Origin of the sequence: Caballeronia sp. INDeC2 (genome assembly GCF_023631325.1) — a bacterium.
Classification (GTDB): Bacteria; Pseudomonadota; Gammaproteobacteria; order Burkholderiales; family Burkholderiaceae; genus Caballeronia.
Genome location: NZ_JALQDG010000012.1, coordinates 126,974 through 147,520, shown reverse-complemented (window position 1 = coordinate 147,520; position 20,547 = coordinate 126,974). Strand labels below are relative to the sequence as shown.

Genomic DNA, 20,547 nt, shown 5'->3' with positions numbered 1-20,547 from the left:
AACTGTTGATTTTGCTAGCTCTTGGTGGCTATCGAAACTGGTTCAAACTGAGTGGGGGTACAGCGGAAGTGATGGCCCTTTGGGATGGGCGTGTGCAAATATAATCTGAGGTCGTGTCGCCAGTCAGGACAACTTTGACGTCAAAATGGACAAAACTGTCTGTATTAATGCATTAATTGCCGAACAGGTATCAGGTAAAGCCATGAATAAACCCAAACTTCAAACTTTTGGGGACGGTTTTTCTCCCAGAAAGGTGATTGCGCAGGCAATCGATTACGCCGATGGCACGCATGAAATCGCTCACGTCCACCATCGCGCGCAACTGGTTTATGCCACGAGCGGCAATGTGCGGGCAGCTACCCCGCTCGGATTATGGATGTTGACACCGGGCAACGCATTACTGATTGGATCGCAGATTGAGCATGAATTACATATGGTCGGCCAAGTGTCGATGCGTACGCTCTACATAGAGCCGGACTCGCTGTTGCCACAGAAGTACGAATGCCGCGTGATTCCGGTCGGCGACCTGCTGCGCGCCTCGATTCAAGGCCTGTTCGATGCCGGCTCGGACGAGGCCGGCGAGAGCCGGGCAGCCCTGGTCGTGCCGCTGATCCTTCGCCTGCTGCAGGACGCCGACGACGGGTCGCACGCCGCGCGTCTGCCTTTGCCGGCCAACAGGCGTCTGCGCAATATCTGCGAGAGTCTGATTGCGCAGCCTGCCAGCAACGACACGCTGGAGCAGTGGGCTGACCGCGTCGGCGCAAGCTCGCGCACTGTTGCCCGGCTGTTTCGCCAGGAAACCGGCATGAGCTTCGGACAGTGGCGCGAACAGTTGCGGCTCGCCGAAGCTATGTCCAGGCTGTCGGTTGGCCATGCCGCCGCTCAGGTGGCGCAGGATCTGGGGTACGCCGACGTGCGCACGTTTACCGTGATGTTCAGGCGTGCGTTCGGCAGTACACCCCAGCAGTTCATACAACGATCCCGCGAACGCACCGCCATTTGAGCGCCGGCACGTGTCTAGGATCTTTCGCGTGAGCAGGCCGAGAGGCTGATCTGGATGGCCGAATGACTGAGTAACCGGCCATTGACCCTGGACAGCGCGACCGGCCGTTTGGGGTCGATCAGCGACATTCGATCAATCGAATCCGCGCCGTCAATGGATGAGACGGCATGAGGGGAGGGTAAACACCTAACCCTTAATGACAACGCTTCGCGTGGGCGAGCCGACCCATTTTAGGTCGTCAGCGGGCTCGCACACGGCGACTGCCCGGGCCGGGCGTCGCGTCCAACATCCTAAGCCGCTGATTTGACTAAAGTTCTTGCGCGGCATGATACGCGTGCCCGCGATCTAGCGGTTCAACGGTCGCTGAACGTAGTTCAATGTTCGGTGAACTTCGACAATTCCCGCGCACGTCCTCCTTGAAATTGTCAAACTCGGTCCATATAATTGGCACTCACTGCACGAGAGTGCTAACAAGATTGCCGTCCGGCGAGATCGTTCTCAAAGGACGGGTTTTCCCGCGTTTTCAGTCTCAATCAAGAGAGGAGTGTGTATGAACCTTCGTCCTTTGCACGATCGCGTCATCGTCAAGCGTCTGGACCAGGAAACCAAGACCGCATCGGGCATCGTGATTCCGGAAGCCGCGGCTGAGAAGCCGGATCAAGGCGAAGTCCTGGCCATCGGCCCGGGCAAGCGCGATGACAAGGGCGTGCAGAACGCCCTCGACGTGAAGGTCGGCGACCGCGTCCTGTTCGGCAAGTACGCTGGCCAGACCGTCAAGGTCGACGGGCAGGAACTGCTCGTCATGCGCGAAGAAGACATCATGGCCGTTCTGGTCAAGTAAGCATCCTTCCTGCACGTCCGGCTTCGCCAACAAGCCGCAGCCCTTTTCGGGCGCGCTGAGCGGAGCCGGCAAACCGAATCGAATCAAGGAGTTTGGATATGGCAGCTAAAGAAGTCACTTTTGGCGATTCCGCACGCGCCAAGATGGTCGAAGGTGTGAACATCCTGGCCAACGCGGTCAAGGTCACGCTGGGCCCGAAGGGCCGCAACGTCGTGCTCGAGCGCTCGTTCGGCGGCCCGACGGTCACCAAGGACGGTGTCTCGGTCGCGAAGGAAATCGAACTGAAGGACAAGCTCCAGAACATGGGCGCGCAAATGGTCAAGGAAGTCGCTTCCAAGACCAGCGACAACGCAGGCGACGGCACCACGACCGCTACCGTTCTGGCGCAATCCATCGTCCGCGAAGGCATGAAGTACGTCGCATCGGGCATGAACCCGATGGACCTGAAGCGCGGCATCGACAAGGCTGTTGCAGCCGCGATCGAAGAACTGCGCAAGATCAGCAAGCCCTGCACGACCAACAAGGAAATCGCGCAAGTCGGCTCGATCTCGGCGAACAGCGACACGTCCATCGGCGAGCGCATCGCTGAAGCGATGGACAAGGTCGGCAAGGAAGGCGTCATCACCGTCGAAGACGGCAAGTCGCTGCAAGACGAGCTGGACGTCGTGGAAGGCATGCAGTTCGACCGCGGCTACCTGTCGCCGTACTTCATCAACAATCCGGACAAACAAGTCGCCGTGCTGGAAAACCCGTTCGTGCTGCTGCACGACAAGAAGGTTTCCAACATCCGCGATCTGCTGCCGGTGCTGGAACAAGTCGCGAAGGCTGGCCGTCCGCTGCTGATCATCGCTGAAGACGTCGAAGGCGAAGCGCTCGCAACGCTGGTCGTCAACAACATCCGCGGCATCCTGAAGACCGTCGCCGTCAAGGCTCCGGGCTTCGGCGACCGTCGCAAGGCCATGCTGGAAGACATCGCGATCCTGACCGGCGGTCAAGTCATCGCGGAAGAAACCGGCTTGACGCTCGAAAAGGCGACGCTGAACGAACTCGGTCAAGCGAAGCGCATCGAAGTGGGCAAGGAAAACACGACGATCATCGATGGCGCAGGCGAAGCCGTGAACATCGAAGCGCGCGTGAAGCAAGTGCGCAAGCAGATCGAAGAAGCGACGTCGGACTACGACCGTGAAAAGCTGCAAGAGCGCGTGGCCAAGCTGGCCGGCGGCGTTGCGGTGATCAAGGTCGGTGCTGCGACCGAAGTCGAAATGAAGGAAAAGAAGGCACGTGTCGAAGACGCACTGCACGCAACGCGCGCAGCTGTGGAAGAAGGCATCGTGGCTGGCGGCGGCGTCGCGCTGATCCGCGCTCGTCGTGCGATCGACGGACTGAAGGGCGCTAACGCCGATCAGGACGCGGGTATCAAGATCGTTCTGCGTGCAATGGAAGAGCCGCTGCGCCAGATCGTCACGAACGGCGGCGAAGAAGCATCCGTCGTGGTGGCGGCTGTTGCTCAAGGTTCGGGCAACTACGGCTACAACGCGGCGACCGGCGAGTACGGTGACCTGGTGGAAGCCGGCGTCGTCGACCCGACGAAGGTCACGCGCACCGCGCTGCAAAACGCGGCATCGGTGGCGGGCCTGCTGCTGACGACCGACGCAGCCGTTGCCGAACTGCCGAAGGAAGATGCTCCGATGCCTGGCGGCATGCCCGGCGGCATGGGCGGCATGGGCATGGACATGTAATCTGGCTTCGGCCGATTGCATCGGCGCGGGCTTCGCAAGAGGTCTCGCGCCGTGCCAAGGAAAAACCCGCAGCGATGCGGGTTTTTTTTCGTCCATACGAAGGCTATTTGTTCATCTCGTCGCGAAGTTTCTGCGCGGCCGCCCTGTAGTCGTAGGTCGGATAGAACTCCGTGCGATAGCCGCCCCACGCGGTGCTCTCGATCGCGCGGTTCACTTCGCGCAGCCGGTCGGCGGGCACGCGCAGCGTCACGACTTGTCCGATGCCCATCATCACGTACCACGACACCACTTCGACGCCCGGCGGCGGAAACTGCTTGAAGTAGCCCTGTTCCTTCAGTTGCTGATTGATCTGCGGCAGCGTCTTCGATTCGTCGTGCTTGAGGAAGATCGTCAACAAGAACGTGCCGTCGCCTGCGGGCGTAGCGCCGGGCGGCGGCGCGGCATTCTGGGCATGAGCGGGCAGGGCGAGGTTGAACAGCGAGGCGAGCAGCGTGGCTCCAAGCAAACGGGCAATGCGTCCTGCCGGCTTATGCATCGGAAACTCCTCCGTGGCGTAGAACGAAATCAGACTTTGTGATGCGTCCGCAAGCGCTCCATCAGATGCAGCGCGTTGGGCTGCGCGTGTCCTTCGGCGGTATTGTCGAAGATGCACCAGACTTCGGGCGTCTTTTTCGCGCGGTTATGCAGCGTGCGCGCGAGCTCGTCGAGATAGGTGTAGTCGTAGGAAGACTTGTAGAGCTCGGGCGAGCCGTGCAGCCGCACATAAACGAGCGACGTATCCGCGCGATGCTTGATCTCGCATTCGTCGGGAATCGGATCGGCGTCCACGTATGCGATGTGATGCGCCTTCAGCAGCGCCGCCGCGTGCGTCGTGAACCAGCTATGCTCGCGCGCCTCGCACGCGACCGGCAGCTTCGTGCGTTCGCGCAACGCTTTGAAAAATGTCTCGGCGATGTCGTGATCGAACGGCAGGCTCGGCGGCATTTGCACGAGCCAGCAGCCGAGCCTGTCGCCGAGTTGTCCGGCCGCCTTGAGGAATTCGTCGAGCAGGGATTCGGTATCGACGAGACGCGCGTCATGCGTGATCGCCTTCGGCAGCTTGACCGAGAAGCGAAACGACTCGGGCACGCTCTCGGCCCAGCGCGCGTAGGTCTGCTCGCGGTGCGGCTTGTAGAAGCTGGAGTTGATCTCGACGCACGTCAGCACATGCGAATAGCGTTCGAGATGCGTGCCTTCGTGCGGAAAGCTGGCGGAGACGGCGCTCGACAGGCCCCAGCCCGCGCAGCCGATGCGGATCGCGCCTTGCGGGCCGGCCTTGTGCAGATGGGGCAGTCGATATGGCATGCGCTCGCGTTGCCTCCCTTATTGTTCGGGCTTCAGTGTCGGGCTTCTCCGGGCAGTCCCGTTGGATCATCGGGTGGCGAGGAGGTCTCGCCGTCTTCGTCAGCGTCGTTCGAACGCGCCCAGAAGAAGCGGTCCGGCAGATACGCGCCCATGCCTGGCCGAAACGCGGCGCGCGCGGCCTGAAACACGTATTCCTGCGCCTCGCGCGCGGCCTCGGCGGGCTCCTGGCCGTTCGCGAGCAAAGCGGCGACGGCCGAGCCGAGTGTATCGGTCAGGCCCATGATGCGCTGCACGCCGCGCTCCCACGTGTCCTGCCGCACTTGTCCTTCTTCGCTGTAGAGCGTGTTCACGTGCCGGTGCGTGCCGGTTTCCATCGCGAGTACGTATTCGCAGCCTTGCGCCAGGATGTGGGAAATCGCGGAATCGAGCGTAGGCGATTCGGCGTCGCTGTCCGGCTGGGCGAGTTGCAGCAGCGTGGCGTGATCGGCAATCAGCATGGTGGTTTGCGGCACGAGCAGATCGGCGAGAGATTCGCGCAGTTCGTCGGCGGACAGCACGTGTTCGTCGTCGAGCGTGAAATCGGGCGCGAGGATCAGCGGCACGTCGTCGTAGTCGGAGACGACTTCGGCGATAGCGGACACCAGCTCCGCGCGGGTCGCCGCGCCGATCTTGAACGCGGCGATCGGCATATCCTCCAGCAACATGCGCGCCTGCGTCGCGACCGTGTCCGGATCGAGGCCGGTTACTTCATCGCAGGTCGCGGAGTCGCGTACCGCGTAGCCGGTCAGCACGGTCGCGCCGTGGCAGCCCATGCTCGCGAGCGTCAGCAGGTCGGCTTGCAGGCCCGAGCCGCCCGTGGGATCGGAAATGCCGAAGGTGAGTACGATCGGTGGGGAATCGCCGGTCATGGCAAAAGCGGACATTATGGTATTGGTTTGCTTGAATGGGCGATCGGCTTTAAGCGAACTCGTCCGCGCCCTCGGGCGCGTGAGCGAATGCCCGCTCGGTCATGTCTGATTATGCGGCCTAATGCCGTCCGGCTGTTCTCTTTGCGCACTTTTTTCCGGCGCGCTAGGCTTGGGGCGCGCAAACCGGCGCGGCGGCCGTTTCGACCGATGTCACAATGCGCGCACCCGGGCCGGTGGCTTGCTAGGCATCGACACGGCAACACGGTACCATCATGTCCTAATTTCAATCGACCAATCGACGCGGCATAAGTATGGAATACAGAAGCTGGATGTGCCTGATCTGCGGCTGGATCTACGACGAGGAGGCGGGATTGCCCGACGAGGGCATCGCGCCCGGCACGCGCTGGGAGGACGTTCCGATCAACTGGACCTGTCCCGAATGCGGAGCCCGCAAGGAAGATTTCGAGATGGTTCAGATCTGATCTTGTCGTTCTGCCGCGCCGCATGACTCGCGTCATGCGGCGCGCGTTTTTTGCGGGCCGCGTTCGTCGATCACGACGCGTGCCGCGCGCGGGCTGCCGCCGTGCGGTTTGCCCAATTTTTCGGATTTTGCGGCGTAAGGCGAGTTCGTTGCGGCGATTCCGGCGCCGCGCGATGTCGGCGAGTAAAGGTGAAGGTGCGTAAAGCCTCGGCGGGCGCATTCGTTTCCCGCGCCCGCTCGTTCAGGCATACGCTTGAAGCTGGCGTGACGACACCCGTCGCGCCTACCGATGACGCATTTCAACCGCGTGCGACGGCGGCGTTAGATCGCCGCGCCCGCGAACCGGCTTGTGAGCGCTTGTTATGACATCTCGTCCCGATCTGCCCGTTGCATTCGAAGCTCTGCCCAATCCGCGTGGCGGATCGGTGCGGCTCGCCGAAATGGCGCTGACCGACGCGTTGCACGCGTTCCAGCGCCAGGGCGAAACCGCGGCCGCGCTGAAGCGCGCCATCGCCGCGCTGCATTCGGCGGGCTGGCTGCCCGGACAGCGTTTCGCCGAAGCGCTCGCGCTCGTCGCGCCGCTCGGCGACGAATCGGAGGGAAGCCACGCGCGCATCGCCGACGCCATCGCGGTGTTTCGCGCGGCGGTCGAGCGCCATAATTTGCGCGAACTTTCGTGCTCGACGTTGCTGTTCGATCACTATCGCGGCCTGCATGCGCTGCTCGCCGCGCACACGCGCGTCGCGCCGGTTTCCTACGACGACCTCGCGCTCGCGGGCCGCGCAATCGCACCGGCGACGCTGCGCGGCATCGCCCCCGAGCGGCTCGCGCACCTGCGGGCGCATTACGAGGCGACGCTGCTCAAGCTCCTGCGTGGACCGGCCGAACATTCCGCCGATGCCTTCGAGCGCCTCGATGCCTGTCTCGACGAGCTGCGCGGTTCCGATCCCTACGATTTCTGGCGGCTCGCGTCGTCGACGGTGCGTGCGTTGCGTGAGCGCGCCGAACGCAACGGCGGCGAGCTCGATCACATTGCCGATGCGAAGCGCCTCTACGCGCGCTTCAACCTCGTGCTGGCGGACCAGGCGCACGCGCTGTCGTACGCGCCGCGTTCGCTGGTGCGCGCGACGCTCGCGCTTCTGTGGCGCGATTTCGCGCTGTACGGCGCGGCGCCCGAAGACGCCGGGCACGTCGACGTGCTGCGCGACTACGGCCTGACCGTGGCTTGGCACGTCGCGGCGACGGCGGCATCGGAAGCGGCGTGGGAAGCGGGTGCGGCGCAGGCGAGCGAGGAAGCGTCGCGCGACGCCGTCACCCGCGATCTCGGCGCGCTGCGCGTCAACGCGGCCGCCTACGAGGACTTCCTGCAGAGCGCGGAGACATCGATCGATGCGCTCGTCGAGCGCGGCACGCAAGCGAGCGAGACCGGCACCGTCGACGAAGCCGCGGCGCTTTCCGCGGCGGACGCGTCGCATCGGCTGGGCGCGGCGGCTTGCGCGCTGGGCCTCGGGCATGTCGCGCTGCTGGCGGACACGCTCGGTCTGGCGTGGCGGCGCGTCGCGCATCACGGAGAAACGCACGCCGATGGCGCCGAAGGCGCGACGCGCGGCATCGACGCCACCGTGCCCGAGCGCGCCGCGCAAATGCTGCGCTCGATGCTGCATCAGGCGGCCGCCGGCATTGCGCCGTCCGAAGGCCGCGGGTCGATCGTCGCGCTCACCGCGATGATCGAAAAGCCGGCGCTGATCGCGCGTTAATCGTCCTCAGGCGGCGCGGCGCGTTTCGCGCCTGGTCCGCGCACGACGTCGTAGCGCGCGAGCGTGCGCTTTCTCGCGGCGTCATGATCGACGATCGGTTGCGGATAATCCACGCCGATCGAAATTCTGGCGGCCTTCAGCGCATCCGGCTTCGCGAGCCACGGCGCGTGGATGTCGCGATCCGGCAGGCCCGCGATTTCCGGCACGTAATGCCGGATGAACTTGCCCGCGGCATCGAAATTCCGCGACTGCGTGACCGGATTGAAGATGCGGAAGTACGGCTGTGCGTCGCAGCCGCTCGATGCGGCCCACTGCCAGCCGCCGTTGTTGTTCGACAGCTCGAAGTCGTTCAGGAGCGCTTCGAAATACGCCTCGCCGCGCCGCCAGTCGATGCCGAGATCCTTCGTCAGAAAACTCGCGACCACCATGCGCAGCCGGTTATGCATGTAGCCGGACGTGTTGATCTGGCGCATCGCCGCATCGACTAGCGGATAGCCGGTCTGACCCGCGCACCATGCGGCGAAACCGGCGTCGGCAGCATCGCCCGTTTCCCACTGTATGCGATCGTATTCCGGCTTGAACGCGCGATGATCGCCCGGCACGCCGACGTGCGGAAAATGGTGCAACACGGAGAAATAGAACTCTCGCCAAATCAGTTCGCCGAGCCAGGTTTCCGCGCCTTGGTCGCCGTGGCGCTGGGCGTCGTGCGCGCTGCGGGCGAGCGCGCGGATCGACACGGTGCCGTGCCGCAGATGCACGCCGAGATAGCTCGGGCCCTTCAGTGCGGGAAAATTGCGCGCGCGGCCGTAGTCGGTCATGCGGTCGCGGAAATCGTCGAAGAGCTCGTAAGCGCCGCTCGTGCCAGCGGGTAACGCGGGGCCGTGCGCATCGGGGAAGCCGAGCGCCGCGCGCGATGGAATCGCGTGCTTCACGCCCGCGGGCGGCTTCCCGAGCGCGTTCAGATGATCCTCCGACGCATACGGCTTCAGCGCGTCCGGCGTGAGCGTGGCGAGCCATTTGCGCTTGTACGGCGTGAAGACGGTGTAGGGCTTGCCTGCGCCTGTCATCACGTCGTCATGATCGAAGACGGCCTGATCTCTGAACGTGAAAAAAGCGATGTCCTGACTCGCTAGTTTCCGCGCGACGGCCTCGTCGCGCGCCTTCGCGCCCGGTTCGTAATCGCGGTTGGCGAACACGGCATCGACACCGCATTCGCGCGCGAGCGTCGGAATATCGTGAACCGGATGACCGTGCAGCACGATCAGCGCGCCGCCAGCCTCGCGCAGCGTGCGATCCAGCTCGACGACGCTTGCATGGATGAACGGCACGCGCCGGTCCTTTTTTTCGAGCGGCGAGAGAATATCGCGATCGAAAATGAAGGCGCACAGCACGCGGCGGCACCGTGTAAGCGCATGATAGAGTGCAGCATTGTCTGCCGCGCGCAGGTCCCGCCTAAACCAGACCAGACCCACATCAAAGTCGGCCATCTCGCAGCGCCTTTGTTAAAATTCTGAATTATGTCCAAGACTTCCGATCGCATCAATTTGACGAATCAGTTCCTGATCGCCATGCCGAACATGGCGGATCCGACATTCTCAGGAACGGTGGTCTACCTTTGCGATCACACCGAGAAGGGCGCGCTCGGCCTCGTCATCAACCGGCCGACCGACATCGATCTCCAGTCGCTTTTCAACCGCATCGATCTGAAGCTCGAGATCGAGCCGCTTGTCCATTTGCCCGTGTATTTCGGCGGTCCCGTGCAGACCGAGCGCGGCTTCGTGCTGCACGAATCAGGCGAGGGCGAACCGTACAGTTCGTCGATGAGCGTGCCCGGCGGCCTCGCCATGACCACGTCGAAGGACGTGCTCGAAGCGGTCGCGAGCGGCAAGGGCCCCGAGCGCTTCTTGCTCACGCTCGGTCATGCCGGCTGGGGCGCGGGGCAGCTCGAAGAGGAAATCTCGAAGAACGGCTGGCTCACGGTGGAAGCCGATCCGCGCATCATCTTCGACGTGCCCGCCGAAGACCGCCTCGAAGCGGCGCTCTCGCTGCTCGGCGTGTCGCGCTCGATGTTGTCCGGCGAAGCAGGGCACGCATGAGCCGCGAAGCCACGCTGCTGGCATTCGATTACGGCGAGAAACGCATTGGTGTCGCCGTCGGCAATACGCTCACCAAGAACGCGCGTGCGCTCGTCACGCTGGAAAATCGCGATCGCGAATATCGCTTCGTCGCGGTGGGCAAGCTGCTCGACGAGTGGAAGCCGGACACGGTGATCGTCGGCATGCCGATGCATCCGGACGGCACGCCTCACGCAATGAGCGCGCTTGCGAAGCGCTTCGGCAATCAAGTGAACGGCCGTTTCAACGTGCCTGTGCAATGGATGGACGAGCGCTACTCGTCCGTCGACGCCAAAGCCGATTTGCGCGAACGCGGCGTGCGCACCAACGCACGCGGCCGTTTCGACGATATCGACGCCGAAGCCGCTCGCGTCATCCTTCAACAATATCTCGACGGACTTCCCGACGATCATGAGTTCCATTGACGCCGAGACGCTCTACCGTGCGCTCGTCGACCAGATTCGCGCGGCGTTCGGACAATCGCTTGCCGCATCCGACGGCCCGGTGCTCGCCGGCATCTACAGCGGCGGCGTGTGGCTCGCCGAGCGGCTCGCGCAGGATTTGGACGCGCCGCACTTCGGCGTGGTGAATGTCGCGCTGCATCGCGACGACTACGCGAAAAAGGGCCTGCACAGCCAGGCGCGGCCGACGGAACTGCCTTTCGACGTGAACGGCCGCCGCATCGTCCTGATCGACGACGTGCTGTCTACGGGCCGCACCGTGCGAGCGGCGATCAACGAGCTGTACGACTATGGCCGCCCGGCATCGATCGACCTCGCGGTGCTCGCCGATCGCGGCGGGCGCGAAATGCCGATCGGCGCGCGCTTCACAGGCGCGACGGTGGAGTTGCCCGCGAACCAGAACCTCGTGCTCGCGCGTCGCGAAGACGGCGCCTTCACTTTCACGACCGAAGCGCGCTGAGCGGCGCTTGCAGCCTCTTTCAAAGTAACACCCGGGATCACCATGAACACCGCCACTCAGGGCGCAACCGAGACGGGCGCGCCCACGCAAGACAAGTTCCGGTACGGCTTTCTCAAGGGCAACCCGCAGCTCACGAAGAACGGCGAGCTCAAGCACTTGTTGACCATCGAGGGCTTGCCGCGCTCGATCGTCACGCACATTCTCGACACCGCCGAGCAGTTCGTGAGCGTGACCGACCGCGAGGTGAAGAAGGTGCCGTTGTTGCGCGGCAAGTCGGTGTTCAATCTCTTCTTCGAGAACTCGACGCGCACGCGCACCACGTTCGAGATCGCGGCGAAGCGCCTGTCGGCGGATGTGCTGAATCTGAACATCAACGCGTCGTCGACGAGCAAGGGCGAATCGCTGCTCGACACGATCAACAACCTCTCCGCGATGCACGCGGACATGTTCGTTGTGCGTCACGCGTCGAGCGGCGCGCCGTATCTGATCGCCGAACATTGCGCGCCGCATGTGCACGTGATCAATGCGGGCGATGGCCGCCACGCGCATCCGACGCAAGGCCTGCTCGACATGTACACGATCCGCCATTACAAGCGCGACTTCACGAAGCTGCGCGTGGCGATCGTCGGCGACATTCTGCATTCGCGCGTCGCGCGCTCGGACATTCACGCGCTGACCACGCTCGGCGTGCCCGAAGTGCGCGCGATCGGACCGCGCACGCTCTTGCCGGGCAACCTCGATCAGATGGGCGTGCACGTCTATCACAATCTCGACGAAGGGCTGAAGGGCGTCGACGTGATCATCATGCTGCGCCTGCAGAACGAGCGCATGAGCGGCGCGCTTTTGCCTTCCGCGCAGGAGTATTTCAAGAGTTGGGGCCTCACGCCCGAGCGTCTCGCGCTCGCCGCGCCCGATGCCATCGTCATGCATCCCGGCCCGATGAACCGCGGCGTGGAAATCGACTCGCAGGTGGCGGACGGCCCGCAATCGGTGATCCTGAATCAGGTGACCTTCGGCATCGCCGTGCGCATGGCGGTGATGGGCATCGTGGCCGGCAACAGCGACTGAAGAAGACGACATGAAGATCCAGATTCAAAACGGCACGATCATCGACCCGGTGGCGGGCACGGAAGAACGCAAGGACGTGTTCATCGCGGCGGGCAGGATCGTCGGCCTGGGCGAAGCGCCTGCGGATTTCAACGCGGCGAAGGTCATCGACGCGTCGGGGCTCTACATCGCGCCGGGTTTCGTCGATCTGTCCGCACGGTTGCGCGAGCCGGGCTTCGAGCACAAGGCGACGCTCGAATCCGAAATGGCCGCCGCGATGGCAGGCGGCGTGACAAGCCTCGTGTGCCCGCCCGACACCGACCCGACGCTCGACGAGCCGGGCCTCGTCGAAATGCTCAAGTTTCGCGCGCAGAAGCTGCATCTCGCGCATGTGTATCCGCTCGGCGCGCTGACCGTCGGGTTGAAGGGCGAAACCATCACCGAGATGGTTCAACTGACGGAAGCGGGCTGCATCGGTTTCTCGCAGGCCGATAACCCGATCGTCGATACGCGCACCTTGCAGCGCGCGCTGCAATACGCGACCACGTACGGCTACACGGTATGGCTGCGTCCGCAGGACGCGTACATGTCGAAGGGCGGCGTGGCTGCGAGCGGCGCGGTGGCGTCGCGGCTCGGGTTGTCGGGCGTGCCGGTGGCGGCGGAAACCATCGCGCTGCATACGATCTTCGAATTGATTCGCGTGACGGGCGCGCGCGTGCATCTGTCGCATCTGTCGTCGGCGGCGGGCGTCGAGCTCGTGCGCGCGGCGAAGGCCGAGGGGCTCGCCGTCTCGTGCGACGTGACGATCAATCACGTGCATCTCACCGATATCGACATCGGCTATTTCGATGCGCAATTCCGTCTCGATCCGCCGCTGCGCTCGCAGCGCGACCGCGCTGCGATCCGCGCCGGTCTCGCCGATGGCACCATCGACGCGATCTGTTCCGACCACACGCCGCTCGACGACGACGAGAAGCTCTTGCCCTTCGCCGAAGCGACGCCTGGCGCGACCGGTCTCGAACTGCTGCTGTCGCTGACGGTGAAGTGGGCGCGCGAAGCCAACGTGCCGCTCGCGAAGGCGCTCGCGCGCATTTCGTCCGCGCCCGCCGATGTGCTCAAGCTGCCCGCCGGCCGCATAGCGACCGGCGCGCTCGCCGATCTTTGCGTGTTCGACGCGGCGGGCGAATGGCGCGTCGATCCGAAGAAGCTGAAGAGCCAGGGCCGCAACACGCCGTTCCTCGGCTACGAGTTGCCGGCGCGCGTGCATGCGACGATCGTCGGCGGTCATATCGCGTACGAGAGCCGCTGATCATGAGTTTCGCGTTGCGCAAGCTCCGGCTCGTCATTCACTTGCTGTATGGCATGTGGGTCGTCGCGAGGCGCTTTCCGCGCGCGTCCGCGAGCGAGCGTGCCGAGATGAATCGCGTGTGGTCGCTCGAGATGTTGCGGCTTTGCGGCATGAAGCTCGTCGTGCACAACGACGTCGCGCGGCTCGATGCGGGCGTGCTCGTCGTCGGCAATCACATCTCGTGGATCGATATCTACGTGATCAACGCGTGGCGTCCGACGCCGTTCGTGTCGAAGGCGGAGATCCGCAAGTGGCCGGTGGTCGGCTGGCTCGCGCATCAATTGGATACGGTGTTCGTGCAGCGCGAGAAACGCAGCGACGCAAAGCGCATCATGCACGAACTGGCGAATCGGCTGCTCGCGGGCGAAAAGATGTGCGTGTTCCCCGAAGGCACGACTACCGATGGGCAAACGCTGCTGCCGTTTCACGCGAACATGTTTCAGGCGGCGGTGTCGGCGTCGTGTCCGGTGCAGCCGGTCTGTTTGATGTACGAGGATGCGCAGGGACGGCAATCGACCGCGCCCGCGTATATCGGCGATATGTCGCTCAACGATTCGTTGAACGCGTTGTTGGGCGCGGGGAAGATCACCGCGCATTTGTACGTGTGCGATCCGCTCGCGCCGGGGGCGGATCGACGGTTGCTCGCGAGTGAAGCGCAAGCTGCTGTCGACGTGGCGCTGCAGCGCATGCGTGGTGCACCGGCTGTCGTCGAAACGACGGCTGAGGTGCCGCTCACTTCTTCATCGAGCAGCTCACCTGCGTGACCACGCGCTGCGCGGGATCGGCGGTCATGCGCACCGCCGAGAGCTTGTTGCCCCAGACGCAGCCCGAATCAAGACACAGCACGTCGTCGCGAATCATGAGGCCCAGCGCGGCCCAATGGCCGAATACGATGGTCACGTCCCGCGTGCGGCGGTTCGGCACGTCGAACCACGGCAAATAGCCGGGTGGCGCGGCGTCGGGGCCGCCGTTGTTGGCAAATTCCATCGCGCCTTCGGGCGTGCAGAAGCGGATGCGCGTCAACGCGTTGTAAATCACGCGGAGGCGATCCGCGCCCTTCAGATTGTCTTCCCAGCGATGCGGCTCGTTGCCGTAGAGCGTCGCGAGCGTTTCTTTCCAGTTCGGCGCGCGTAATGCCTGCTCGAGTTCGTGGGCGAGCTCGATCGTCATCGTCGCGTCCCATTGCGGAAGGACGCCTGCGTGGACCATCAGCACGTTGTTTTCGAAATGCGCGACGGGTTTGTGACGCACCCACTCGATGAGATCGGCGGCGTCGGGCGCGGCGAGGATTTCATCGAGCGTGTCGCCTTTTTTCGGCTTGCGCAGGCCGGCGGCGACGGAGAGCAGGTTCAGGTCGTGATTGCCGAGTACGACGGTTGCGCGCGAGCCGAGCGCGATCACTTCGCGCAGTGTCTGCAGCGATTTCGGACCGCGGTTGATGAGGTCGCCCGCGAACCAGAGCGGTGTGTCGGGGGAGGGTGCGGCTTTTTTCAGGAGACGATTGAAGGGATCGCAGCAGCCCTGGAGGTCGCCGAAGACGAGGGGGGCGAGGGAGGTGTTAATGCTAGAGGTTAGGGCGTCGGTCATTTAGTGAACGGGAAGGCGGTTTATGCCGGGATTATGGAGCAGTTGGATAACGACTGTCGGGTCTGTGAAGGGGACCCATGCGGTTACACATTGCAACGCGGTGCAACCGCAAATGCCTAGCTGTATCAAGTTGTTATGTGCGTAGTTTTTGCATGGTCTGGCTTTATAATCCACGGTTGACCAAACTATGGCGGATGAGGAATCAATCGGTCACAGGTTCCGATTGCTCTTGAAAACCAGTCACAGTTGCAAATTTTTCGCATATTCGAGCTTTCCAGTGCGGCTTGTTAAGTCGGCAGAAAGGGTTAAAGAGGGCCAAGTATGATTCTCGTGACGGGCGGCGCCGGTTTTATCGGCGCTAATTTTGTTCTGGATTGGCTCGAAGGTTCGGATGAACCCGTGCTGAACGTCGACAAGCTCACGTACGCGGGCAATCTCGGCACGCTGAAGTCCCTCAAGGACGATCCGCGACACGTGTTCGCGCGCGCCGACATCTGCGACCGCGCTGCCATTGACGCGCTGATCGACGAGCACAAGCCGCGTGCGATCCTGCATTTCGCTGCGGAGAGTCACGTCGATCGCTCGATTCATGGTCCGGCCGATTTTGTGCAGACGAATGTCGTCGGCACGTTCACGCTGCTCGAAGCCGCACGGATGTACTGGAGCAAGCTGCCGGAAGACGAGAAGCAGGCGTTCCGCTTCCTGCACGTATCGACCGACGAGGTTTATGGCTCGCTTTCTGCCACGGATCCGCAGTTCTCCGAGACGACGCCTTACGCACCGAACAGCCCGTACTCCGCGACGAAAGCCGGCTCCGATCACCTCGTGCGCGCGTATCACCATACGTACGGCCTGCCCGTTCTGACGACCAACTGCTCGAATAACTATGGCCCGTACCAGTTCCCTGAAAAGCTGATCCCGCTGATGATCGCCAATGCGCTCGGCGGAAAACCGTTGCCGGTCTATGGCGATGGCCAAAACGTGCGCGACTGGCTGTACGTCGGCGATCACTGCTCGGCGATCCGCGAAGTGCTCGCGCGCGGCGTGCCGGGCGAGACCTATAACGTCGGCGGCTGGAACGAAAAGAAGAATCTCGAAGTCGTGCATACGCTGTGCGATCTGCTCGATAAAGCGAAGCCGAAGTCGAGCGGTTCGTATCGCGACCAGATCACGTATGTGAAAGACCGTCCGGGCCACGATCGCCGCTACGCTATCGATGCGCGCAAGCTCGAGCGCGAGCTCGGCTGGAAGCCCGCGGAAACCTTCGAGACCGGTCTCGCAAAGACGGTCCAGTGGTATCTGGACAATCAGGCGTGGGCGGACGAAGTGGCTTCCGGCGAATACCGGAAATGGGTCGAGACGAACTACGCGCAGCGTGCGTAAGGGGCTGACGATGGCGCGCAAAGGCATCATTCTGGCCGGCGGTTCCGGCACGCGGCTCTATCCGATCACGCATGCGGTGTCGAAACAACTGCTGCCGGTCTACGACAAGCCGATGATCTACTATCCGCTGTCGACGCTGATGATCGCGGGCATTCGTGATGTGCTCGTCATCTCGACGCCGCAGGACACGCCGCGCTTCGAGTCGATGCTCGGTGACGGCAGCCAGTGGGGCATGAACATTCAGTACGCAGTGCAGCCGTCGCCGGACGGGCTGGCGCAAGCATTCATCATCGGCCGCGAATTCGTCGGGAATGATCCGTCGGCGCTGATTCTCGGCGACAACATTTTTTACGGCCACGATCTCGCGAAGCAGCTCGAAGGTGCCAACACCCGCACCGATGGCGCGACGGTGTTCGCGTACCACGTTCACGATCCGGAGCGCTATGGCGTGGTCGAGTTCGATCAGCAGTTCCGTGCGTTGTCGATCGAAGAAAAGCCTGCGAAACCGCGCTCGAACTATGCGGTGACGGGTCTGTACTTCTACGACAACCAGGTGTGCGATATCGCGGCGGACATCAAGCCGTCGGCGCGCGGCGAGCTCGAAATCACCGATGTCAACTCGCGCTATCTCGCGCGGAAGAAGCTCGACGTCGAAATCATGGGACGCGGCTATGCGTGGCTCGACACGGGCACGCACGATTCGCTGATCGACGCGGCCACGTTCATCGCGACGTTGCAGAAACGTCAGGGCCTCGTGGTGGCGTGTCCCGAGGAGATCGCGTATCGCAAGCGCTGGATCGGCGAGGAGCAATTGCTCGAACTCGCGCGGCCGCTCGCGAAGAACGCCTACGGACAATATCTGCTCAATCTTCCCAAGGACCAAGTTGCATGGCCATCCAAGTAACTGCTACGGCGCTGCCTGAAGTCAAGATCATCGAGCCGAAGATGTTCGGCGATGCGCGTGGTTTTTTTTACGAGAGCTTCAACGCGCGTGAGTTTGCGGAGCATGTTGAGGCGGGCGTCGAATTCGTGCAGGACAATCATTCACGTTCCGCGAAGGGCGTGCTGCGTGGGCTGCACTATCAGATCAAGCACGCGCAGGGCAAGCTCGTGCGCGTGGTCGAAGGCGAGGTGTTCGACGTTGCCGTGGACATCCGCAAGAGTTCGCCGAACTTCGGGAAGTGGGTGGGCGTGAATTTGTCGGAGGAGAATCATCGGCAGTTGTGGGTGCCGCCGGGGTTCGCGCATGGTTTCGTCGTGTTGTCGGAGACGGCGCAGTTTCTCTACAAGACTACGGATTACTGGTATCAAGCGCACGAGCGCAGCATCGTGTGGAACGATCCGGAGATCGGTATCGAATGGCCGATCGATTTCGAGCCGATGCTCGCGGCGAAGGATGCGGCGGGGAAGCGGTTGTCGGACGCGGAGGTGTTCGCATGAGTGGCGCTTCAGAGCGAACCATTCTGCTGACCGGCGTCAATGGTCAGGTTGGCTTTGAGCTGGCTCGTACGCTGCAGGGACTGGGCCGCGTCGTTGCGGTGGATCGCAAAGGACTCGATCTCGGCGATCTCGATCAGGTTCGCCGTGTCGTGCGGGAGATCAAACCGTCGCTGATCGTGAATCCCGCAGCCTACACGGCAGTCGACAAGGCCGAAACCGACGTCGACGCAGCGATGCGTGCGAACGGAGAAGCGCCCGGCGTGCTCGCGGAAGAGGCGAAGCGTCTCGGCGCCGCGCTGGTTCACTACTCCACCGACTACGTATTCGACGGCATGAAGCACGGCGCTTATGTCGAAGACGACGCAGTGAATCCGCAGAACGTCTATGGCAAGAGCAAGCTGGTGGGCGAGCGGGCGATTGCGGCATCGGGTTGCGACCATCTGATCTTCCGCACGAGCTGGGTGTACGGCGCGCGTGGCAAGAATTTTCTTTTGACGATGCTGCGGCTGGGTGCCGAGCGGGATGAACTGAGCGTGGTCGCGGATCAGATCGGCGCGCCGACGTGGGCCAACAGCATTGCGGTGTTGACGTCGCATATTCTGGCGCAGGGCGCGTGTGGCGGACAGGAGTGGTGGCAGCAGAAGTCTGGCGTCTACCATCTGACGGCTGGCGGCGAGACATCGTGGCATGGTTTCGCCGAGGCGATCTTCGAGACGTCGTCGCTCGCGAAGAAGCCGCTCGTGAAACCCATTCCGGCATCGGCTTATCCGACGCCGGCGAAGCGGCCCGCCAATTCGCGGATGTCGAATGACAGACTCGCGGCTGCTTTCGGTCTGCGCGCCCCACATTGGCGAGACGCGCTTCAACTGTGTATGGCGCCGCGTTGACCAGGTCTGCAAACGCGCTGCGCACCGGCGCGATCGTCGTGTTCTATGAACCGGACGCCGCATGTATCGCTCGTGCGAACCGGTTGGCGGAAACGCTGCACTGCGTGGTGGTCGACAATACGCCAGGCAGCGTGAGCGACGCCCGGCTCGCGCTGCGCGACGATATCGAGTACTTGCCGAATGGCACCAACCTCGGTGTCGCGACTGCGTTGAATCGTGGAGTCGGAGCGCTCAAAAGCGCCGGATTCGATGCCGCGATATTGCTCGATCAGGATAGCGAGCCGTCGCCGCAACTATTGCTCGCGCTGCCGCGCGCGCTCGAGGGGCAGCCTGAATCGCGGCGCGTCGCGCTAGTCGGACCGGCCTACGAGGACAGGCGGCTCGGCGGCGTTGCACCCTTCGTGCGTTTCGGTTACTTGGCGCTGAAACGCGTCGCACCAGAAGGCGAGGAGCCGGTAGAGGTAGATTTCCTGATCACGTCAGGTTCCTGTATCGACCTTCACGCATGGGATGCCATTGGGCCGATGGACGATGAACTTTTCATCGATTTCGTCGATCTCGAATGGTGCGTCCGCGCGCGCTCTCGCGGCTTCGTTCTGCTTGGGCTGCCCTCTCTGCGCATGTCGCACGAGCTCGGCGGCGAGCCGGTGCGATTTCTCGGGCGCGCCTACCCGGGGCACAGTGCGCTGCGACATTACTACCTGTTTCGCAACGCGACTGCGCTCATGCGGCGACGCTACGTTCCGCTCAGCTGGAAGTCGACCGAGTTGCTCAAGATGCCGGTGCGGTTGTTGATCTACGGAGCATTCATGACGCCTCGACTCGCGCATCTGCGCATGGCGCTGCTCGGCATTCTGCACGGACTGAAAGGGCGTCTCGGTCCGTTACGGCGATAATAACGGTTTTTTGTAGTTCCGCTTTCCCCACCTTCTTCTTCGTTACGCGAATCGAACTTGTAATTATGATGAGTCATGCGCTTGGCGATTTCGCCAAAAGTATTACCTCGTGGCGTCTGTGGACGCTGCTCGGCTGGCTAGAGATCCGCCAGCGTTACGCGCGATCGCGCGTCGGTCCGTTCTGGCTCACGATCAGTATGGGCGTGGTCATCGGCGCGATCGGGGTGGTTTACGGCACGCTGTTCGGACAAACCATGCGCGAGTACCTGCCGTTTCTCGCCGTCAGCCTGGTGATGTGGAATTTCTTCGCGCAAATGGTGCAAGAGGGCAGCGTCGCGTATATCAACAGCGCGACCTACATCCGTCAGGCCGCAACCACGAAGATCATCTTTATCCTGATGGTCGTGTGGCGCAACCTCATCGTGCTTGCGCACAACTTCCTCATCGTGCTGCTGCTGTTCTGCGTATTCGGTGTGAACAACTGGGCGACGCTGTGGTTGTTCATTCCCGCGATGGTCATCTACATTCTCAACGGCTTCTGGCTTGCCATGCTGGCAGGGCTGCTGTCCGCGCGGTTTCGCGATCTGCCGCAGATCATCACCGCGCTTTTGCAGATCGCGTTCTATGTCACGCCGATCATGTACCGGCCGAACGCGCTGAACCGCTATGAGTTCATTGTCGAGTTCAATCCGCTTGCCTATCTGGTCGACCTGGTGCGCGCACCGTTGATTGGCTCCGCGCCCAGCCTTCTGACGTGGGGCGTAACGGCGGGCATGGCGGTGATCGGGCTGACGTTCGCGATGATGCTGACAGGGCGCTACCTGAAGCGAATTCCATATTGGGTCTGAAGA

General features: G+C 62.8%; 22 protein-coding genes. 17 read left to right on the top strand and 5 right to left on the bottom strand.

Annotated features, from left to right (window positions below; all coding sequences use genetic code 11):
- The first annotated feature begins 145 nt into the window (after nucleotides 1-145).
- The 3 genes from NCS28_RS10645 to groL all read left to right on the top strand — a co-directional run bounded on the left by NCS28_RS10645 (nucleotide 146) and on the right by groL (nucleotide 3,583).
- Nucleotides 146-1,003, top strand: a complete 858-nt coding sequence (locus NCS28_RS10645; RefSeq protein ID WP_250513791.1) for an AraC family transcriptional regulator — start codon at nucleotides 146-148, stop codon at nucleotides 1,001-1,003.
- Between the two features lie 550 nt (nucleotides 1,004-1,553).
- Nucleotides 1,554-1,844, top strand: a complete 291-nt coding sequence (locus NCS28_RS10640) for a co-chaperone GroES (protein ID WP_035500852.1) — start codon at nucleotides 1,554-1,556, stop codon at nucleotides 1,842-1,844.
- 98 nt (nucleotides 1,845-1,942) lie between these two features.
- Entirely contained in the window at nucleotides 1,943-3,583 is a 1,641-nt protein-coding gene (groL, locus tag NCS28_RS10635) for a chaperonin GroEL (protein ID WP_250513790.1), read from the top strand.
- Between the two features lie 103 nt (nucleotides 3,584-3,686).
- Here groL and NCS28_RS10630 read toward each other — a convergent pair whose 3' ends face one another.
- The 3 genes from NCS28_RS10630 to thiD are packed head-to-tail and all read right to left on the bottom strand — an operon-like array spanning nucleotide 3,687 to nucleotide 5,835.
- Complete coding sequence (locus tag NCS28_RS10630) at nucleotides 3,687-4,118, bottom strand: hypothetical protein (protein WP_250513789.1); 432 nt, start codon at nucleotides 4,116-4,118, stop codon at nucleotides 3,687-3,689.
- A 29-nt stretch (nucleotides 4,119-4,147) separates the two neighbouring features.
- Nucleotides 4,148-4,927, bottom strand: coding sequence for a DUF72 domain-containing protein (locus NCS28_RS10625; RefSeq protein WP_250513788.1), 780 nt, complete (start codon nucleotides 4,925-4,927; stop codon nucleotides 4,148-4,150).
- Between the two features lie 32 nt (nucleotides 4,928-4,959).
- Nucleotides 4,960-5,835 (bottom strand): bifunctional hydroxymethylpyrimidine kinase/phosphomethylpyrimidine kinase, encoded by an 876-nt coding sequence (gene thiD / locus NCS28_RS10620; protein ID WP_250513909.1) that lies wholly within the window; start codon nucleotides 5,833-5,835, stop codon nucleotides 4,960-4,962.
- A gap of 311 nt (nucleotides 5,836-6,146) precedes the next feature.
- On the opposite strand from thiD, the gene NCS28_RS10615 reads away from it, so the two are divergent.
- Together NCS28_RS10615 and NCS28_RS10610 are read left to right on the top strand one after the other, a co-directional pair.
- Complete coding sequence (locus NCS28_RS10615; RefSeq protein ID WP_008342674.1) at nucleotides 6,147-6,317, top strand: rubredoxin; 171 nt, start codon at nucleotides 6,147-6,149, stop codon at nucleotides 6,315-6,317.
- Between the two features lie 361 nt (nucleotides 6,318-6,678).
- A complete protein-coding gene (locus NCS28_RS10610) occupies nucleotides 6,679-8,073 on the top strand; it encodes a hypothetical protein (RefSeq protein ID WP_250513787.1) in 1,395 nt (464 codons plus the stop codon).
- Here the strand turns inward: NCS28_RS10610 and NCS28_RS10605 are convergent.
- Complete coding sequence (locus tag NCS28_RS10605) at nucleotides 8,070-9,560, bottom strand: cryptochrome/photolyase family protein (protein ID WP_250513786.1); 1,491 nt, start codon at nucleotides 9,558-9,560, stop codon at nucleotides 8,070-8,072. The genes NCS28_RS10610 and NCS28_RS10605 overlap by 4 nt on opposite strands.
- Before the next feature lie 30 nt (nucleotides 9,561-9,590).
- On the opposite strand from NCS28_RS10605, the gene NCS28_RS10600 reads away from it, so the two are divergent.
- Genes NCS28_RS10600 through NCS28_RS10575 form a run of 6 tightly spaced genes read left to right on the top strand, consistent with a single transcriptional unit; the run spans nucleotide 9,591 to nucleotide 14,267 of the window.
- Nucleotides 9,591-10,169: a YqgE/AlgH family protein gene (locus NCS28_RS10600; protein ID WP_250513785.1), complete on the top strand. Its 579-nt coding sequence runs from the start codon at nucleotides 9,591-9,593 to the stop codon at nucleotides 10,167-10,169.
- Nucleotides 10,166-10,612, top strand: coding sequence for a Holliday junction resolvase RuvX (gene ruvX / locus NCS28_RS10595; protein WP_250513784.1), 447 nt, complete (start codon nucleotides 10,166-10,168; stop codon nucleotides 10,610-10,612). The genes NCS28_RS10600 and ruvX overlap by 4 nt, the downstream gene beginning before the upstream one ends.
- The gene (gene pyrR / locus NCS28_RS10590; RefSeq protein WP_250513783.1) at nucleotides 10,599-11,108 is read left to right on the top strand and encodes a bifunctional pyr operon transcriptional regulator/uracil phosphoribosyltransferase PyrR; all 510 of its coding nucleotides are present in this window, start codon (nucleotides 10,599-10,601) and stop codon (nucleotides 11,106-11,108) included. Before ruvX ends, pyrR begins: the two co-directional genes overlap by 14 nt.
- Before the next feature lie 42 nt (nucleotides 11,109-11,150).
- Nucleotides 11,151-12,176: an aspartate carbamoyltransferase catalytic subunit gene (locus NCS28_RS10585; protein ID WP_035500867.1), complete on the top strand. Its 1,026-nt coding sequence runs from the start codon at nucleotides 11,151-11,153 to the stop codon at nucleotides 12,174-12,176.
- Nucleotides 12,177-12,186: 10 nt separating this feature from the next.
- Nucleotides 12,187-13,464 (top strand): dihydroorotase, encoded by a 1,278-nt coding sequence (locus NCS28_RS10580; RefSeq protein WP_250513782.1) that lies wholly within the window; start codon nucleotides 12,187-12,189, stop codon nucleotides 13,462-13,464.
- A gap of 2 nt (nucleotides 13,465-13,466) precedes the next feature.
- Nucleotides 13,467-14,267, top strand: coding sequence for a lysophospholipid acyltransferase family protein (locus NCS28_RS10575; protein WP_250513781.1), 801 nt, complete (start codon nucleotides 13,467-13,469; stop codon nucleotides 14,265-14,267).
- On the opposite strand, the gene NCS28_RS10570 is transcribed toward NCS28_RS10575, so the two are convergent.
- Nucleotides 14,236-15,090: a symmetrical bis(5'-nucleosyl)-tetraphosphatase gene (locus tag NCS28_RS10570; RefSeq protein ID WP_250513780.1), complete on the bottom strand. Its 855-nt coding sequence runs from the start codon at nucleotides 15,088-15,090 to the stop codon at nucleotides 14,236-14,238. The genes NCS28_RS10575 and NCS28_RS10570 overlap by 32 nt on opposite strands.
- Before the next feature lie 321 nt (nucleotides 15,091-15,411).
- On the opposite strand from NCS28_RS10570, the gene rfbB reads away from it, so the two are divergent.
- The 6 genes from rfbB to NCS28_RS10540 all read left to right on the top strand — a co-directional run bounded on the left by rfbB (nucleotide 15,412) and on the right by NCS28_RS10540 (nucleotide 20,544).
- A complete protein-coding gene (gene rfbB / locus NCS28_RS10565; protein ID WP_250513779.1) occupies nucleotides 15,412-16,473 on the top strand; it encodes a dTDP-glucose 4,6-dehydratase in 1,062 nt (353 codons plus the stop codon).
- Nucleotides 16,474-16,483: 10 nt separating this feature from the next.
- A complete protein-coding gene (gene rfbA / locus NCS28_RS10560; protein WP_250513778.1) occupies nucleotides 16,484-17,377 on the top strand; it encodes a glucose-1-phosphate thymidylyltransferase RfbA in 894 nt (297 codons plus the stop codon).
- Nucleotides 17,362-17,913, top strand: coding sequence for a dTDP-4-dehydrorhamnose 3,5-epimerase (gene rfbC, locus NCS28_RS10555; protein ID WP_250513777.1), 552 nt, complete (start codon nucleotides 17,362-17,364; stop codon nucleotides 17,911-17,913). The genes rfbA and rfbC overlap by 16 nt, the downstream gene beginning before the upstream one ends.
- The gene (gene rfbD / locus NCS28_RS10550; protein ID WP_250513776.1) at nucleotides 17,910-18,800 is read left to right on the top strand and encodes a dTDP-4-dehydrorhamnose reductase; all 891 of its coding nucleotides are present in this window, start codon (nucleotides 17,910-17,912) and stop codon (nucleotides 18,798-18,800) included. Before rfbC ends, rfbD begins: the two co-directional genes overlap by 4 nt.
- Complete coding sequence (locus NCS28_RS10545) at nucleotides 18,797-19,696, top strand: glycosyltransferase family 2 protein (RefSeq protein ID WP_250513775.1); 900 nt, start codon at nucleotides 18,797-18,799, stop codon at nucleotides 19,694-19,696. Before rfbD ends, NCS28_RS10545 begins: the two co-directional genes overlap by 4 nt.
- A gap of 65 nt (nucleotides 19,697-19,761) precedes the next feature.
- Nucleotides 19,762-20,544 carry an ABC transporter permease gene (locus NCS28_RS10540; RefSeq protein WP_250513774.1) on the top strand — a complete coding sequence of 261 codons (783 nt, stop codon included), beginning with the start codon at nucleotides 19,762-19,764 and terminating at the stop codon, nucleotides 20,542-20,544.
- Nucleotides 20,545-20,547: the final 3 nt, after the last annotated feature.